At 72.3% G+C, this 15,809-nt stretch carries 18 protein-coding genes and 1 pseudogene; 14 read left to right on the forward strand and 5 right to left on the reverse strand.

What is annotated here, in order from left to right:
- The 4 genes and pseudogenes from ABZ281_RS12015 to ABZ281_RS12030 form a co-directional block, all read left to right on the forward strand.
- Positions 1-306 (forward strand): annotated as a pseudogene (locus tag ABZ281_RS12015) (hypothetical protein); the annotation flags it as partial.
- Positions 307-429: 123 nt separating this feature from the next.
- Positions 430-1,404 (forward strand): ABC transporter ATP-binding protein, encoded by a 975-nt coding sequence (locus ABZ281_RS12020; protein ID WP_356654594.1) that lies wholly within the window; start codon positions 430-432, stop codon positions 1,402-1,404.
- Between the two features lie 103 nt (positions 1,405-1,507).
- On the forward strand, positions 1,508-2,329 hold the full coding sequence (locus ABZ281_RS12025) for an ABC transporter permease (RefSeq protein ID WP_356654596.1): 822 nt from the start codon (positions 1,508-1,510) through the stop codon (positions 2,327-2,329).
- 56 nt (positions 2,330-2,385) lie between these two features.
- Positions 2,386-3,075: an AAA family ATPase gene (locus ABZ281_RS12030; RefSeq protein WP_356654598.1), complete on the forward strand. Its 690-nt coding sequence runs from the start codon at positions 2,386-2,388 to the stop codon at positions 3,073-3,075.
- Between the two features lie 23 nt (positions 3,076-3,098).
- Here the strand turns inward: ABZ281_RS12030 and ybaK are convergent, their stop codons facing one another.
- The 4 genes from ybaK to ABZ281_RS12050 form a co-directional block, all read right to left on the reverse strand.
- Complete coding sequence (ybaK, locus tag ABZ281_RS12035; protein WP_356654600.1) at positions 3,099-3,602, reverse strand: Cys-tRNA(Pro) deacylase; 504 nt, start codon at positions 3,600-3,602, stop codon at positions 3,099-3,101.
- Between the two features lie 10 nt (positions 3,603-3,612).
- Positions 3,613-4,353 carry an LON peptidase substrate-binding domain-containing protein gene (locus ABZ281_RS12040; protein ID WP_356654602.1) on the reverse strand — a complete coding sequence of 247 codons (741 nt, stop codon included), beginning with the start codon at positions 4,351-4,353 and terminating at the stop codon, positions 3,613-3,615.
- An 11-nt stretch (positions 4,354-4,364) separates the two neighbouring features.
- Complete coding sequence (locus tag ABZ281_RS12045) at positions 4,365-5,396, reverse strand: hypothetical protein (RefSeq protein ID WP_356654604.1); 1,032 nt, start codon at positions 5,394-5,396, stop codon at positions 4,365-4,367.
- A gap of 121 nt (positions 5,397-5,517) precedes the next feature.
- The gene (locus ABZ281_RS12050; RefSeq protein ID WP_356654606.1) at positions 5,518-7,095 is read right to left on the reverse strand and encodes an oxidoreductase; all 1,578 of its coding nucleotides are present in this window, start codon (positions 7,093-7,095) and stop codon (positions 5,518-5,520) included.
- Between the two features lie 178 nt (positions 7,096-7,273).
- Between ABZ281_RS12050 and hisD the strand changes: the two genes are divergently transcribed.
- From hisD to hisF, 8 genes are read left to right on the forward strand one after another with little or no spacing between them, the layout of a single operon-like run.
- Positions 7,274-8,599 (forward strand): histidinol dehydrogenase, encoded by a 1,326-nt coding sequence (hisD, locus tag ABZ281_RS12055; protein ID WP_356654608.1) that lies wholly within the window; start codon positions 7,274-7,276, stop codon positions 8,597-8,599.
- A complete protein-coding gene (locus ABZ281_RS12060; protein ID WP_356654610.1) occupies positions 8,596-9,708 on the forward strand; it encodes a histidinol-phosphate transaminase in 1,113 nt (370 codons plus the stop codon). The genes hisD and ABZ281_RS12060 overlap by 4 nt, the downstream gene beginning before the upstream one ends.
- Positions 9,705-10,298 carry an imidazoleglycerol-phosphate dehydratase HisB gene (gene hisB / locus ABZ281_RS12065; protein WP_356654612.1) on the forward strand — a complete coding sequence of 198 codons (594 nt, stop codon included), beginning with the start codon at positions 9,705-9,707 and terminating at the stop codon, positions 10,296-10,298. The genes ABZ281_RS12060 and hisB overlap by 4 nt, the downstream gene beginning before the upstream one ends.
- Positions 10,295-10,459 carry a hypothetical protein gene (locus ABZ281_RS12070; protein ID WP_221758172.1) on the forward strand — a complete coding sequence of 55 codons (165 nt, stop codon included), beginning with the start codon at positions 10,295-10,297 and terminating at the stop codon, positions 10,457-10,459. Before hisB ends, ABZ281_RS12070 begins: the two co-directional genes overlap by 4 nt.
- An 8-nt stretch (positions 10,460-10,467) precedes the next feature.
- Positions 10,468-11,109 carry an imidazole glycerol phosphate synthase subunit HisH gene (gene hisH, locus ABZ281_RS12075; protein WP_356654622.1) on the forward strand — a complete coding sequence of 214 codons (642 nt, stop codon included), beginning with the start codon at positions 10,468-10,470 and terminating at the stop codon, positions 11,107-11,109.
- A complete protein-coding gene (gene priA / locus ABZ281_RS12080; RefSeq protein ID WP_031107368.1) occupies positions 11,106-11,831 on the forward strand; it encodes a bifunctional 1-(5-phosphoribosyl)-5-((5-phosphoribosylamino)methylideneamino)imidazole-4-carboxamide isomerase/phosphoribosylanthranilate isomerase PriA in 726 nt (241 codons plus the stop codon). The genes hisH and priA overlap by 4 nt, the downstream gene beginning before the upstream one ends.
- The gene (locus ABZ281_RS12085) at positions 11,828-12,229 is read left to right on the forward strand and encodes a RidA family protein (protein ID WP_356654614.1); all 402 of its coding nucleotides are present in this window, start codon (positions 11,828-11,830) and stop codon (positions 12,227-12,229) included. The genes priA and ABZ281_RS12085 overlap by 4 nt, the downstream gene beginning before the upstream one ends.
- Before the next feature lie 13 nt (positions 12,230-12,242).
- Positions 12,243-12,998, forward strand: coding sequence for an imidazole glycerol phosphate synthase subunit HisF (hisF, locus tag ABZ281_RS12090; RefSeq protein ID WP_142164513.1), 756 nt, complete (start codon positions 12,243-12,245; stop codon positions 12,996-12,998).
- A 49-nt stretch (positions 12,999-13,047) separates the two neighbouring features.
- Here the strand turns inward: hisF and ABZ281_RS12095 are convergent, their stop codons facing one another.
- A complete protein-coding gene (locus ABZ281_RS12095; protein ID WP_356654616.1) occupies positions 13,048-13,683 on the reverse strand; it encodes a TIGR03085 family metal-binding protein in 636 nt (211 codons plus the stop codon).
- An 84-nt stretch (positions 13,684-13,767) separates the two neighbouring features.
- Here ABZ281_RS12095 and hisI point away from each other — a divergent pair, with 84 nt between their 5' ends.
- Positions 13,768-14,211: a phosphoribosyl-AMP cyclohydrolase gene (gene hisI / locus ABZ281_RS12100; RefSeq protein ID WP_356654618.1), complete on the forward strand. Its 444-nt coding sequence runs from the start codon at positions 13,768-13,770 to the stop codon at positions 14,209-14,211.
- Positions 14,212-14,222: 11 nt separating this feature from the next.
- Positions 14,223-15,704, forward strand: coding sequence for an anthranilate synthase component I (locus tag ABZ281_RS12105; RefSeq protein WP_356654620.1), 1,482 nt, complete (start codon positions 14,223-14,225; stop codon positions 15,702-15,704).
- Positions 15,705-15,809 lie beyond the last annotated feature (105 nt).

A 15,809-nucleotide genomic window follows, 5' to 3' on the forward strand; every position in this document is an offset into this window, starting at 1 on the left:
GCTGTGGCAGGCCTCGATCTCGGGCACGTCGGCCAGCCGGTCGGCGATGACGAGGTGGGGCAGGTCTTCGCCCGGCGCTGGGTCGAGCGCCTCGGCGACCAGAGCCACCTGCAGAAGCTGTCCGGGATGTACCCGCGCATCCCGCACCGCGTCGACGGGGAGCTGCTGCGCTACGCGGCCCGCTTCGGCCTGCTCGCCCACAAGGACGACCAGATCGACGAGCGGGACCGTTACGCCATCCGGGCCGGCTTCTGGCGGGAGATCAGTGTGCGCACGGGCGTGGAGCACCCACCCCTCGACGCCTGAGTTCTTTGCCGACGGATTTCCCGCTACGGACCGACCCGAGAGCGGACCGGGGTCGCCGACCCCGTAGTCTCGTGCCTTGTGAGTAAGCGCGCGGCACAGGCATTTCGGCACGATGGTGACGTCGTGTGCGCGGTGCGCGGGCTGACCAAGACCTATCCGGCGGTCCGGGGCCGGCGCGGCACCCCCGGAACACCCGAGGTCCGGGCCACGGACGACGTGACGCTGGACGTTCGCCGCGGCGAGATCTTCGGCCTGCTCGGTCCCAACGGGGCCGGCAAGTCCACCCTCGTGCGCCAGCTGACCGGGCTGATGCGGCCCGACCGCGGCAGCGTGGAGATCCTCGGGCACGACATCGGCTGCCACCCCGAGCGGGCCGCGCGGATCCTCGCCTACCTCGGGCAGGAGTCGACCGCCCTCGACGAGCTGACCGTGTCGCTCGCTGCCGAGACCACCGGGCGGCTGCGCGGCCTGGACGTACGGCACGCGCGGGCCGAGCGGGACGCCGTCCTCGACGAGCTGGGGCTCGCGCCGCTGGCCGGACGGCCGCTGAAGAAGCTGTCCGGGGGCCAGCGGCGCCTGGCGTGTTTCGCGGCGGCCCTGGTGGGGGAGCGGCCGCTGCTCGTGCTGGACGAGCCGACCACCGGCATGGACCCGGTGGCGCGGCGGGCCGTGTGGTCCGCTGTCGACCGGCGCAGGGCCGAACACGGGACGACCGTGCTGCTCGTCACCCACAACGTCATCGAGGCCGAGACGGTGCTGGACCGGGTGGCCGTCCTCGACCGGGGGCGGGTGATCGCCTGCGACACCCCCGCCGGGCTGAAGGAGCAGGTCGCCGGTGAGGTGCGCGTGGACCTGGTGTGGCGGGACGCGGCCCCGCTGCACGTGCCCGAGGTGGCCGCGCTGAAGGACCGCGCCGTGGAGTCGGGCCGCCGCTGGACGCTGCGGCTCGGGCCTGAGGAGGCCCGGGCGGTCGTCGCGACCGTCACCGGCGGCGCCGCCTTCGCTGCCCTGGACGACTTCACCCTGGCCACCCCCAGCCTGGAGGACGTGTACCTCGCGCTCGGCGGGGCCGTGCAGCAGGGGCTGGTGAAGGTGTGAGCGCGAGGACACCGGGCGGGCGGGCCGTGAGCAGACCGGCTGCCGTATCCGTACCGAACAGGCGACTGCCGCAGTGGACCCGAGCGAAGGGGAGCAGCGCGACGTGAGTGTCGTACCCGCCGATGTCCTGCCGGGCAGTGCCCTGGCCGTGGAGGAGCCCGCCGCGTGTGCGGCCGAGCTCGGACCTCGGGCGCGGCTGTGGCCGTCGCTGGCGGCCGTGTACCGGGCCCAGCTGTCCCGGGCGCGGGTGGCGCGGATCCCGCTGCTGTTCGTGGCGACCTTCCAGTCGATCGGGATCATGATCCTGATGCGCGGCGTCGTGGACGACGGGGCGGAGGCGCAGGCCGTCGTCGCCGGGTCGTCGGTCCTGGTGGTCGCCTTCGTCGCGCTGAACCTGCTCGCGCAGTACTTCGGGCAGCTGCGGGCCAGCGGCGGCCTCGACCACTACGCGACGCTGCCGGTGCCGCCGGCGGCCGTGGTGCTGGGCGCGGCGGGCGCGTACGCCTCGTTCACCGTGCCCGGGACCGTCGTGACCGCGGTGTTCGGCTGCGTGCTGTTCGGGCTGCCGATGGCCCATCTGTGGGTCCTCATGGCCGTGATCCCGCTCGCGGGCGCCGCGCTCGCCGGACTCGGTGCCGCGCTGGGCCTGCTCGCGCCCCGGCCGGAACTGGCCACGCTGCTCGGGCAGCTGGGCATGTCGGCGGCACTGCTGCTGGGCGTGCTGCCGGCGGACCGGATGCCGGAGGTGGTGCGCTTCACGCGGGACCTGCTGCCGTCGACGTACGGCGTGGAGGCCTTCGCGCGGACGTTCGGGCCGCGCCCCGACTGGGCCTTCGTGCTCGGTGACCTCGCGGTGTGCGCAGTCGTCGGCGTCGTCTCGCTGGCCGTGGCGACCTGGGCGTACCGCCGGGCGGCCGTCCGTTGAGCGCGGAGCGGTCCTCCGGTGACGCGGCGCACGAGCGGGGCTGGCACGATGGCAGGGTGACCGCACCACTGACTCCGCCACCGCCGCCGCATGAACACTCCGCACAGGGTGCGTGGCAGCCTCCGGCCGCCGGGCCTGGGGCTGCCGGTTCCCAGCACGCCGAGTACGCCGGGCACGGCTGGTACGGACAGGACGGCCCCGGGATGAGGACGGAACTGCGGGAGGCCGCCGTGATCGCGGTGGCCGTGGCGCTCGGCGGTGTGCTGCTCGGAGTGCTCTGGTGGTGGCTCGCGCCCCACGTGCCGCTGGTCGGCGACGTGGTGGAGAAGAACTGGGTCGTCTACCTCAAGGACAGCGAGGGTGAGCAGGCCATCGGTGTCGACGGCACGTTCGCGCTGCTCGGGCTGGGCTTCGGGGCCGTCAGCGCGCTGGTCGTCTTCCTGCTGCGGCGGCGCGGAGGCGTGCCGCTGGTGGTGGGGCTGGCCCTCGGCGGGCTGCTCGGGTCGTTGCTCGCCTGGCGGGTCGGGGTGTGGCTCGGACCCGCCGAGGACGTGATCGCGCACGCGCGGGAAGTCGGGCGGGGCGTGACGTTCACCGCGCCGCTGAAGCTGGGCGCCAAGGGGGCGTTGCTCGCCTGGCCGCTCGCCGCGCTGGTGCTGCACCTCGGGCTGATGGCGCTGTTCGGACCCCGCGACCCGGAGCCGGAGTTTCCCGAGGGGCCGTATCAGGCACCGCCTGCCGCGTGAGTGCCCGGCGTCGGGACCCGCAGCTACGCCCGACCGATGGGTGCCAGTACCGCCTCGGTCAGCTTGGCCAGGTCCTTTGGCGCCAGTTCCACCTCGAGGCCCCGCCTGCCCGCCGAGACGCAGACGGTCGGGTGGGACGAGGCCGACTCGTCGAGGACCGTCGGGAGCTTCTTGCGCTGGCCCAAGGGTGAGATTCCGCCCCTGACATAGCCCGTCGTGCGCTCGGCCAGTGTCGGGTCGGCCATCGCCGCCCGTTTGCCGCCCACGGCCGCCGCCAGGGCCTTCAGGTCCAGTTGGCCCGCCACCGGGACCACCGCGACCGTCAGGGTGCCGTCGACGTCCGCAACCAGGGTCTTGAAGACGCGGTCGGGGGAGACGCCCATGGCCTCGGCCGCCTCCTCGCCGTAGGAGGGGTGCGCGGGGTCGTGGTCGTAGGAGTGGACCGTGTACGTCACGCCCGCCGCCGTGAGGGCCACCGTCGCGGGGGTGCCGCCCGGCTGTTGCTGCTTCTTCGACTTCTTCGCCATGCGGATCCGCTCAGTTGAGGCTCATCGGGCCGCGCGTCAGCTCCGACGCGGGCAACGACGGCAGACTACGGATGATCGCCGTCTCGGAGCGAAGGAGTTTCAGCTCGTCGCGCAGGCGGGACGCCGTGTCGGGCGCCTGGAGCAGACGCTGCTTGGTCGGGGTGTCCAGCATCATCGCCGCGGCCACGAGGTACGACGCCACGCCCGGCTCGTCCGGCAGCTCGGCTCCCGTCGCCAGGGACCGCTCCCGCGCCCCGGCCAGCCGCTTCTGGTACTGGCGGAAGGACCGCAGCACGCCCTCCGCCAGCGGTGCGGCCTCGTCGCCCGGTTCCTCCTCCAGCGGCTCCAGCTCGGCCGTCAGGAAGGGCCCGGACGCCTCGACCGACAGCAGCTTCACCCGGGTCGTACCGGTCGCCAGGACCTCGAAGGAGCCGTCGGGGCGCTCCCGGATCGTCGCCGCGTCGGCGATGCAGCCCACCTTGTGGAACGCCTTGGCCGGGTCCGTGCCGAAACCGGCCGCGGGTCCCCGCTCGGGCAGCGCGGTCGGGTCGGGCATGCCGGGTGCGGTCGAGGCCACCTCGTGGCCGTCGCGGATCGCCACGACGGCGAACCGGCGCGACTCGTCCTCGGGCGTCTTCAGCAGCTCGCGCATCATGGCGCGATACCGCTCCTCGAAGACGTTGAGCGGGAGCACGAGCCCCGGGAACAGCACCGAGTTCAGGGGGAAGAGGGGGAGCCGGACGGTGGTCACGACGCAAAAGCCTAATGGTCGCCGGGACGGACTCGTCCGCCCCGTTCACTCCGTGGATGCCAGGAGGGGTCCCCGGCCATCGCGCACCGCACGTCCTCGCGCACGCTCAGGAAGTGCCCCAGCGGGTCGTCCGACACCTGGTCCCAGGGGAAGGAGGTGGCGTACGGGCCGTTCAGGCGCAGCTGTTCGACGGCGTCCGGCCAGCGCTCCAGGCGCACCAGGACGAAGATCAGCAGGTTGCGCATCCGGGCCGGCCAGGGGTCGTGTGCCGGCAGCCGCGGGGACAGCGCGATCGCCCGGTCGGCGGCCGCGTCCAGCCGCTCGCGCGGCACCTCGGGCCCGCAGTCGTCGGTGAGGTAGCCGAAGGCCGCCCGCAGCGGCAGGGTCTGGACGAGCGCGCCGGGGGGAGCGTCCTGGGCCGCCCGGTCGGCGAAGTCGAAGCACTCGTGGTGCGAGCCGTGCCAGGAGGAGGCCAGGTAACGCAGGGCCGCCGCATGGCAGCCGTAGTGGTGCGGGGCACGGCGGACGGCCGCCGCCCACAGTTCCTCGAAGTACGTGTGCCCGGCCTGTGCGCCCCGGGCATGGTCGAGCGCGAGCCGCCAGGGCACCGGGTCCCGCTGGTCGCCCCGGGCCGCTGCCGTGATCAGCGGGCTCACCTCGCGCAGCAGCTCGGCCCGGGCCGGTGACCGCCAGGCGCGGTCCACCGCCAGCTGGGCCCCGACCAGCAGCCCGTCGGGGTCCTGCGGGGCGGTGGCGAGCCAGGCGTCCAGCCACTCGGGCCGGGAGCGGGCGAAGGCGGCCAGCCTGGTCACGTACCGGTCGCGCCGCTCCCACTCCGAGGCCACGCGGGTGGCCAGGAGCAGCGAGGCGGCCGGGACGTGGTCGCCCCGGGCCGCGGCGACCAGCGCCGGGCTCAGCCGGGCGTCGGGCGCGTCGAGCAGCACCTCGTCGTCGGCGCACGGCTCGCCGACGAGGTGGGGGGAGGTCCTTGCCATCCGGCTCGCGCGGATGAACGGGAGCTGCATTGCCATGGTGCCGACCATTGAAAGTCGGCTGGTCGCGGCGGCGCCAGACTGTTCATGGAACCTACGGAAAGTTGTACAACCGATGGTCAAGAGAACGTAAAACCGGGACAGTTCCACAACTGTGGTCACGCCAACACCATCAGTTGCGCCGCAGCAGTCGCGTCGCCCCCGCCGCCACCGTCGTCGCCAGGATCCAGCCGAGCAGGATCATCGCCGCCGCCAGCCACTGCCAGGCCCCCCGCAACTGCCAGAAGCCCACCTGTCCCAGGTCGATGACGGGCAGCAGCAGGTCGAGGGTGAAGAGCGTCGGGTCCCACTCCGGGTGCTCGCCCCGCTGCATCGGCGGATGGCCGGCCTGCGCGAAGGTGAGGGAGCCCGCCGCCCACAGCACCGCCATCCACACCGCGGCCCGGCCCGGCCGGTACCCGTAGGCGACCGTCCAGTCCTGCGCGTAGCCCCACAGCTTGGCCGCCATCGGCAGGCTCTCGCGATGCCGGCGCTGCTTGGCCAGCAGCACCTCACGGGCGTCCTCGTCCTCCCCGCCGGCCCGCAGCACGGCCGCGAGCCGCTCGTACGGCTCCGGGTTGTACTCGGCGGTCGCCGCCGCCACCCACTCCAGCCGCTGGGCCGGCGGGAACGGCCCGCGCGGCACGAGGTTCTCGTAGGCGAAGCCGCCCATGTGCAGCCGCCCCGGGCCCGGCCAGGCGTCCGCCCGGTCCATCAGGTTGATGACCTTCGCCCCGGACAGCACCACCCGCCCGCGCACCGGCTGCTCCCCGAGGAACCGCAGCTCCGGCGTCTGCACCCGGCGCAGCGACAGCTCCTGGTCGTCCGTGAGGGTGAACCGGGCCCGCTCGAAGTCGACGGCGTCGCCGAACCGGCCGTCGTCCAGCCGGATCCCGCCCTCGCACGCGAAGCGCTGGATGCGCGTCCCCTGCGCCGGGGTCATCCCGCTCATCGCCTGGGCGCCGACCCCCGCCGGCGTCAGATACAGGCTGCGCTCGACGGTCAGCTGCGGGGCGTTCAGCGCGAGCCGCTCGAAAGGGTTGCTCAGCCGCGCGCCGCGCAGGCTCAGGGAGACGCCGATGGTGGCGGCGCGCAGGCTCAGCTCGCCGTGCGATTCCAGCAGCTCCGCCTGGAGGTCCTGGCCGACCGTCATGCCGTCCGCGGCGATCGACCGGCCGCTGTGATCCCGGTGGACGATCGCCTGGTTGAGCATCAGGTCCGTGCCGATCTGCGCGTCCGTGAGCCGGATGCCGTGGTGGAAACGGCAGCGCGGCAGATGCAGATCGCCCTCGGTGTGCACCCGGGCCGCCTCCAGCCGGGGCACCGAGCAGTCCACCATGCGCAGGGTCGTGAAGCGGGCCTCCGGCAGCAGCACGTCCTGCTCGAACCGGCACCGGCGCATCTCGACGTACGGCACCACCGTGCCGCCCGCGAGGTCCAGGGAGCCGCTGACCTGCACCCCGATCAGCTTCAGGGACGACACGCGGCCGGCCAGGGCGGGCGGCCCGTCGAGGAGCAGCCAGCACACGATCCGGGCCCGGACGGTCCGCTCCTCGCCCCACGGGTGACCGCCGTGCGGATCGTCGGCCACGGTGTCGCCGCAGCTCAGGTCGTACACGGTGCCGTTGCGGAAGGCCTGCCACATGCCGGCCTCGGCCGCGGACAGGTCGTCGGGCAGATCCCCGGCACGAACGCCGGCCCCCTCGGTCACAGCGCTTCCTTCCTCCCCGGGTACTCGCGGGTCACTTGCCTCGTACACCAGTTCATGCCCGCTGTGTGACGGCCCGAACGCAAGACGTGAAGGTGATCTTCCAGGTTCCCGCGGCGTTCTGTATCAGCCATTGATACGCGCGGACGGCGCCTCACCCGGGTCTGAGAGAATTGAGCACGTGATCTCCCGAATCGATCTGCGCGGCGACGCCCTCGTCGAGGGCCCCGCCCTGCGCGACCTGCTGCCCCGAGCCGACTTCGACGTAGCGGCCGCCCTCGAGAAGGTGCGTCCGATCTGCGAGGACGTGCATCATCGGGGCGACGCGGCGCTGATCGACTTCGCCGAGCGGTTCGACGGCGTCAGGCTGGATCAGGTACGGGTGCCGGCCGCCGCGCTCACCCGCGCGCTGGAGGAACTCGACCCGGCCGTGCGCGTGGCCCTGGAGGAGTCCATCCGCCGCGCCCGGACCGTCCACCGCGCGCAGCGCCGCGACACGCACACCACCCAGGTCGTCCCCGGCGGCTCCGTGACCGAGAAGTGGGTGCCGGTCGACCGCGTCGGGCTGTACGCGCCCGGCGGCCGGTCCGTGTACCCGTCCTCCGTGATCATGAACGTGGTGCCCGCCCAGGAGGCCGGTGTCGAGTCCGTCGCGCTCGCTTCTCCCGCCCAGGCCGAGTTCGGCGGCCTGCCGCACCCGACCATCCTCGCCGCCTGCGCGCTGCTCGGCGTCGACGAGGTCTACGCGGCCGGCGGGGCCACGGCCGTCGCGATGTTCGCCTACGGCACCGAGTCCTGCGCGCCCGCGAACATGGTCACCGGCCCCGGCAACATCTGGGTCGCGGCCGCCAAGCGCTACTTCACCGGCAGGATCGGCATCGACGCCGAGGCCGGCCCGACCGAGATCGCGGTCCTCGCCGACGACACCGCCGACCCGGTGCACGTCGCCTCCGACCTGATCAGCCAGGCCGAGCACGACCCGCTGGCCGCCGCCGTCCTGGTCACCGACTCCGTCGAGCTCGCCGACGCCGTCGAGAAGGAACTGGAGCCGCAGGTCGCGGCCAGCCGGCACGTCGAGGACCGGATCGTGCCGGCCCTGTCCGGCAGGCAGTCCGCGATCGTGCTGGTCGACGGCATCGACGAGGGCCTGAAGGTGGTCGACGCGTACGGCGCCGAGCACCTGGAGATCCAGACGGCCGACGCCGCCGCCGTGGCCGACCGGGTCCGCAACGCCGGTGCGATCTTCATCGGCCCCTGGGCGCCCGTGTCGCTGGGCGACTACGCGGCCGGCTCCAACCACGTCCTGCCCACCGGCGGCTGCGCCTGCCACTCCTCCGGCCTGTCCGTCCAGTCCTTCCTGCGTGGCATCCACATCGTGGACTACACGCGCCAGGCGCTGGCCGACGTCGCGCACCACGTGGTCACGCTGGCCGAGGCGGAGGACCTGCCGGCCCACGGCGCGGCGATCAAGGCGAGGTTCGACTGGAAGGTTCCCCAGGGCAAGTGAACGACGTACGCATCGACGATCTCCCCGTACGGGACGAGCTGCGTGGCGAGTCCCCCTACGGCGCGCCCCAGCTGGACGTCCCCGTACGGCTGAACACCAACGAGAACCCCTACCCGCTGCCCGAGCCGCTGGTCGAACGCATCGCCGAGCGGGTCCGGGAGGCCGCCCGGAACCTCAACCGCTACCCGGACCGGGACGCGGTCGAGCTGCGCACGCAGCTGGCGAAGTACCTCACCGACACCTCCGGCCATGAGGTCGGCGTGGCCAACGTCTGGGCGGCCAACGGCTCCAACGAGGTCATCCAGCAGCTGCTGCAGACCTTCGGGGGACCGGGCCGCACCGCCATCGGCTTCGAGCCGTCGTACTCGATGCACGGCCTCATCTCGCGCGGCACGGGCACCGGCTGGATCTCCGGGCCGCGCAACGAGGACTTCACCATCGACGTCGCCGCCGCCGTAGAGGCCATCGCCGAGAACCAGCCGGACGTCGTCTTCATCACCACCCCCAACAACCCCACGGGCACCGCCGTCCCGCCCGAGACGGTCCTCGCGCTGTACGAGGCCGCACAGGCGGCGAAGCCGTCGATGGTGGTGGTCGACGAGGCGTACATCGAGTTCAGCCACGGCGACTCGCTGCTGCCGCTGCTTCAGGGCCGTCCGAACCTCGTCGTCTCCCGCACGATGTCGAAGGCGTTCGGCGCGGCGGGCCTGCGCCTGGGCTACCTCGCGGCGCACCCGGCCGTCGTCGACGCCGTCCAGCTGGTCCGGCTGCCCTACCACCTGTCGGCCGTGACCCAGGCGACCGCCCTGGCCGCCCTGGAGCACACCGGCACGCTGCTGGGCTACGTCGAGCAGCTCAAGACCGAACGGGACCGCCTGGTCACCGAACTGCTCGCCATCGGCTACGAGGTGACCGCGTCGGACGCGAACTTCGTGCAGTTCGGCCGGTTCGAGGACTCCCACGAGACCTGGCGGAAGATCCTCGACCGGGGCGTCCTGGTCCGGGACAACGGCGTGCCCGGCTGGCTCCGGGTCACCGCCGGGACCCCCGAAGAGAACGACGCGTTCCTCGACGCGGTCCGTGAACTGAAGAAGGAGCAGAGCGCATGAACCGCGTAGGCCGCACAGAGCGGGTGACCAAGGAGACCTCGGTCCTCGTCGAGATCGACCTCGACGGCACCGGGAAGACCGACATCAAGACCGGCGTCGGCTTCTACGACCACATGCTCGACCAGCTCGGCCGGCACGGTCTGTTCGACCTCACGGTGAAGACCGAGGGCGATCTGCACATCGACTCGCACCACACCATCGAGGACACCGCTCTCGCACTCGGCGCCGCCTTCAAGCAGGCCCTCGGCGACAAGGTGGGCATCTACCGCTTCGGCAACTGCACGGTCCCGCTGGACGAGTCCCTCGCCCAGGTCACCGTCGACCTGTCCGGCCGCCCCTACCTCGTGCACACCGAGCCCGAGAAGATGGCGCCGATGATCGGCGAGTACGACACGACCATGACCCGGCACATCCTGGAGTCCTTCGTGGCCCAGGCGCAGATCGCGCTGCACATGCACGTGCCCTACGGGCGCAACGCGCACCACATCGTGGAGTGCCAGTTCAAGGCGCTCGCCCGCGCCCTGCGTTACGCGTCCGAGCGTGACCCGCGTGCGGCCGGCATCCTCCCGTCCACGAAGGGCGCCCTGTGAACGGCACCTCGACCCTGCTGATCGTCGTCGGTCTCTTCCTCGTCGGCGGGATCTACTCGTTCATCAAGCAGAAGATGCCCAAGGGCCTCATCGTGCTGCTGTCGATCGGCGCCGCGATGTGCCTGACGGCCGGTGTGGTGAGGCTGGAGGTGTGGAATTGAGCAGCCCCCTGAAGACGCGGAAGAAGGTCGTCGTCTTCGACTACGGCTTCGGCAACGTCCGATCCGCCGAGCGCGCCCTCGCGCGCGCGGGAGCCGACGTCGAGATCACGCGTGACTACGACAAGGCCCTGAACGCCGACGGCCTGCTGGTGCCCGGCGTCGGCGCCTTCGCCTCGTGCATGACGGGCCTGCGCGAGGCCCGCGGCGACTGGATCGTCGACCGCCGGCTGTCCGGCGCGCGCCCGGTCATGGGCCTCTGCGTCGGCATGCAGATCCTCTTCGCGCGCGGCATCGAGCACGGCGTGGAGAGCGAGGGCCTCGACGAGTGGCCCGGCTCCGTCGAACCGCTCCAGGCCGAGATCGTGCCCCACATGGGCTGGAACACCGTCGAGGCGGCCCCCGGCTCGCAGCTGTTCGCCGGCCTCGACCCGGACGCCCGCTTCTACTTCGTGCACTCCTACGCCGTCCACGACTGGTCGCTTCAGACGCACAACCCGGCGATGACGGCCCCCAAGGTCACCTGGTCCACCCACGGCAAGCCGTTCGTCGCCGCCGTCGAGAACGGCGCCCTGTGGGCCACGCAGTTCCACCCCGAGAAGTCCGGCGACGCCGGAGCCCAGCTCCTCACCAACTGGATCGGAACACTGTGAGCAAGCTCGAACTCCTGCCCGCCGTCGACGTCCGGGACGGCCAGGCCGTCCGCCTGGTGCACGGCGAGTCCGGCTCGGAGACCTCCTACGGCTCCCCGCTGGAGGCCGCCCTCGCCTGGCAGCGATCCGGCGCCGAATGGCTGCACCTGGTCGACCTCGACGCCGCCTTCGGCACCGGCGACAACCGCGAGCTGATCGCCGAGGTCGCCCGTGCCATGGACATCAAGGTGGAGCTGTCCGGCGGCATCCGCGACGACGAGACCCTCGCCGCCGCCCTCGCCACCGGCTGCAAGCGCGTCAACCTGGGAACGGCCGCCCTGGAGACGCCGGAGTGGGTCGCCAAGGTCATCGCCGAGCACGGCGACCAGATCGCCGTCGGCCTCGACGTCCGCGGCACGACGCTGCGCGGGCGCGGCTGGACCCGCGACGGCGGCGACCTCTACGAGACGCTGGAGCGCCTCGACAAGGAGGGCTGCGCCCGGTACGTCGTCACCGACATCGCCAAGGACGGCACGCTCCAGGGCCCCAACCTGGAACTGCTGCGCAACGTGTGCGCCGCCACCGACCGCCCGGTCGTGGCCTCCGGCGGGGTTTCCTCCCTCGACGACCTGCGCGCCATCGCCGACCTCGTCCCGCTCGGTGTCGAGGGCGCCATCGTCGGGAAAGCGCTGTACGCGAAGGCGTTCACCCTTGAAGAGGCCTTGGAGGCTGTGTCGTCATGACCGTGCAGCGTGTGCAGAGCGGAAGTCCCTGGGAAGAGTCCTTCGGTTTTGCACGCGCCGTCGCGGCGGGCGACCGTGTGCTGGTCGCGGGCACGACCGCGTTCAAGGGCGATGTGCTCTACGGCGAGGGCGACCCGTACGAGCAGGCCAAGGTGGCCTTCACCTCCGCCCTGGAGGCGATCGCCGAGTTCGGGCTCGCGCCCGAGTCCGTGATCCGCACCCGTTTGTGCCTGGCACACGCCCGGGACGTCGAGGCGGTGGGCCGGGCCCACAAGGAGATGTTCGACGCCGTACGCCCGGTCACGACCCTGCTGGTCGTGCAGGGCTTCATCGACTCCCGGGTCCTGGTGTCGGTGGAAGTGGAAGCATTCAGAGGGACACCTTCAGCGGAACACTAGAGGAGCACGATTCATGACCCTGGCGGTCCGAGTCATCCCCTGCCTGGACGTGGACAACGGCCGGGTCGTCAAGGGCGTCAACTTCCAGAACCTGCGCGACGCGGGCGACCCCGTCGAGATGGCCAAGGTGTACGACGCCGAGGGCGCCGACGAGCTGACGTTCCTGGACATCACGGCCTCGTCGGGCAACCGCGAGACCACGTACGACGTGGTGCGCCGCACGGCCGAGCAGGTGTTCATCCCGCTCACGGTCGGCGGCGGCGTCCGCACGGCCGAGGACGTGGACAAGCTGCTGCGCGCCGGTGCGGACAAGGTCGGCGTCAACACCGCCGCGATCGCCCGCCCCGACCTGATCCGCGAGATCGCCGAGCGCTTCGGCCGGCAAGTGCTGGTCCTGTCGGTCGACGCCCGCCGCACCGAGTCGGGCTCCTTCGAGGTCACCACCCACGGCGGCCGCAAGGGCACCGGCATCGACGCCGTCGAGTGGGCCCACCGGGCCGCCGAACTGGGCGCCGGCGAGATCCTGCTCAACTCGATGGACGCCGACGGCACCAAGGACGGCTACGACCTGGAGATGATCCGGGCCGTACGGGGGCACGTCACGGTCCCGGTCATCGCCTCGGGCGGCGCCGGCAGACTGACCGACTTCCCCCCGGCCGTCGAGGCGGGCGCGGACGCGGTCCTGGCCGCTTCGGTGTTCCACTTCGGGGATCTGCGGATCGGCCAGGTCAAGGAGACGCTGCGGGAGGCGGGGCACCCGGTGCGGTGACCTCCCCCTCCGCTGAGAGCCCCGGCCGCGCGGTGCGGCCGGGGCTTTCTCAGATCCCGAGTTGCTTCGTCTCGTGCAGCTTCGCGATCGCGTCCTCGTCGCCGTCCAGGTCGACCTTGGCCGCGCTCTGGCGGCCGTAGCAGAACAGGACCAGTTCGGACGGCTCGCCGGTCACGGTGACCACCGGGGTGCCGCGGTGGGCCACCGCCGTCTGGCCGTCGGGCCGGCGCAGGACCAGACCCGTCGGAACGCCGCGGCCCATCAGACGGGCCGTGCGCTCCAGGCGGGACCACAGGGCGTCCTGGAAGACCGGGTCGAGGTCGCGCGGGGACCAGTCGGGCTGGGCGCGGCGGACGTCCTCGGTGTGGACGTAGAACTCGATGATGTTCGACGCCTCGTCGACCGGTTTGAGGGAGAAGGGCGAGAAGCGCGGCGGGCCCGTACGGATCAGCTGGATCAGCTCCTCGTACGGCTTGTCGGTGTACTCCGCCATCACCTTGTCCAGGCGCGGCGCGAGCTGCTTGATCAGTATCCCGCCGGCGGCGTCCGGGCGGCGCTCGCGCACCACGACGTGCGCCGCGAGGTCCCGGGTCGTCCAGCCCTCGCACAGAGTGGGCGCGTCCGGACCCGCGGTCTCCAACAGGTCGGCGAGGAGAAGTCGTTCACGCTTGGCATGGGTCGACATGGGGGCCAGCCTACGGCCGGGCCGGGGGTCCGCCCAGTGGACACTCCACCAGGCCTGTCGGTGATGCGCGGCACAATGGTCGGCATGACCAGCCCGCCCGCCCGCCGCCCGGCCACCGCCCCTCACGGAGGCGCTTCGCCCCACAGTGCTCCATCCAGTCGCCTCGACCCGGAGATCGCCGCGCGCCTCAAGCGCAGCTCCGACGGTCTCCTGCCCGCCATCGCCCAGCAGTACGACACCGGAGAGGTGCTGATGCTCGGCTGGATGGACGACGAGGCGCTGCACCGCACCCTCACCACCGGCCGGTGCACCTACTGGTCGCGCAGCCGCCGGGAGTACTGGGTCAAGGGCGACACCTCCGGCCACTTCCAGTGGGTGAAGTCCGTCGCCCTGGACTGCGACGCCGACACCGTGCTCGTCAAGGTCGACCAGGTCGGCGCCGCGTGCCACACCGGAGCGCGCACCTGTTTCGACGCGGACGTGCTCCTCAAGGACGGCGGTCCCGACGGCTCCGCCGCGGATCAGTAAGGTCAGCGGCCATGGACCTCGAGACCTTCCGCAAGCTCGCCACCGACCGGCGGGTCATCCCCGTCACCCGCAAGCTCCTCGCCGACGGCGACACCCCGGTCGCGCTCTACCGCAAGCTCGCCGCCGAGCGCCCCGGCACCTTCCTGCTGGAGTCCGCGGAGAACGGCCGCTCCTGGTCCCGGTACTCCTTCGTGGGCGTGCGGTCCGCCGCGACCCTGAGCGCACGCGACGGACAGGCCCACTGGCTCGGCGCCCCGCCCGTCGGCGTCCCCACGGACGGCGACCCCCTTGCCGCCCTGCGCGCCACCATCGAAGCCCTGCACACGCCCCACCAGGAGGGCATGCCGCCCTTCACCGGCGGCATGGTCGGCTACCTCGGCTACGACATCGTCCGTCGCCTGGAGAAGATCGGCCCCGGCGAGCGCGACGATCTGAAGCTGCCCGAGCTGACCATGCTCCTCACCAGCGACCTGGCCGTCATGGACCACTGGGAGGGCTCGGTCCTGCTGATCGCCAACGCGATCAACCACAACGACCTGGAGACCGGCGTCGACGAGGCCCACGCCGACGCCGTCGCCCGCCTCGACGCCATGGAAGCCGACCTCTCCCGCGCGGTCGCCCAGCCCCCGGCCGTCCTCCCGCCCTCCGAGCTCCCCGAGTACACCGCGCTGTGGGGCGGCCCCGACTTCCAGGTGGCCGTCGAGGACATCAAGGAGCGCATCCGGGCCGGTGAGGCCTTCCAGGTGGTCCCCTCCCAGCGCTTCGAGACGCCGTGCACGGCGAGCGCGCTGGACGTCTACCGGGTCCTGCGGGCCACCAACCCGTCCCCGTACATGTACCTGTTCCGCTTCGACGGGTTCGACGTCGTCGGCTCGTCCCCCGAGGCCCTGGTCAAGGTCGAGGACGGCCGGGCCATGGTCCACCCCATCGCCGGCACCCGCTGGCGCGGCGCCACCCCGCAGGAGGACCAGGCCCTCGCCGAGGAGCTGCTCGCCGACCCCAAGGAGCGCGCCGAGCACCTCATGCTCGTCGACCTGGGCCGCAACGACCTGGGGCGGGTCTGCGAGCCCGGCTCGGTCGAGGTCGTCGACTTCATGTCCGTCGAGCGGTACTCCCACGTCATGCACATCGTCTCGACGGTGACGGGCCGCGTGGCCGCCGGACGCACCGCCTTCGACGTCCTCACCGCCTGCTTCCCGGCCGGCACCCTCTCCGGTGCCCCGAAGCCCCGCGCCATGCAGATCATCGACGAACTCGAACCGTCCCGGCGCGGCCTCTACGGCGGCTGCGTCGGCTACCTCGACTTCGCCGGCGACTCCGACACCGCCATCGCCATCCGCACCGCCCTCCTGCGGGACGGCACCGCGTACGTGCAGGCCGGGGCGGGCATCGTCGCCGACTCCGACCCGGTCGCCGAGGACACCGAGTGCCGCAACAAGGCGGCCGCGGTCCTGCGCGCCGTACACACGGCGAACCGGCTGGGAAAGGGCTGAGATGACCCCCGGGTGACGGTTCGCCCGGGGTTCAGGCGATAGTGGGGTACGTGACTGCTGTACCTCCTCCCCCCCGTTCCGAAGCCCCCGGATCCGCCCGGGCCG

The organism is Streptomyces sp. NPDC006265, from assembly GCF_040613555.1.
In the GTDB taxonomy this organism is placed as follows: domain Bacteria; phylum Actinomycetota; class Actinomycetes; order Streptomycetales; family Streptomycetaceae; genus Streptomyces.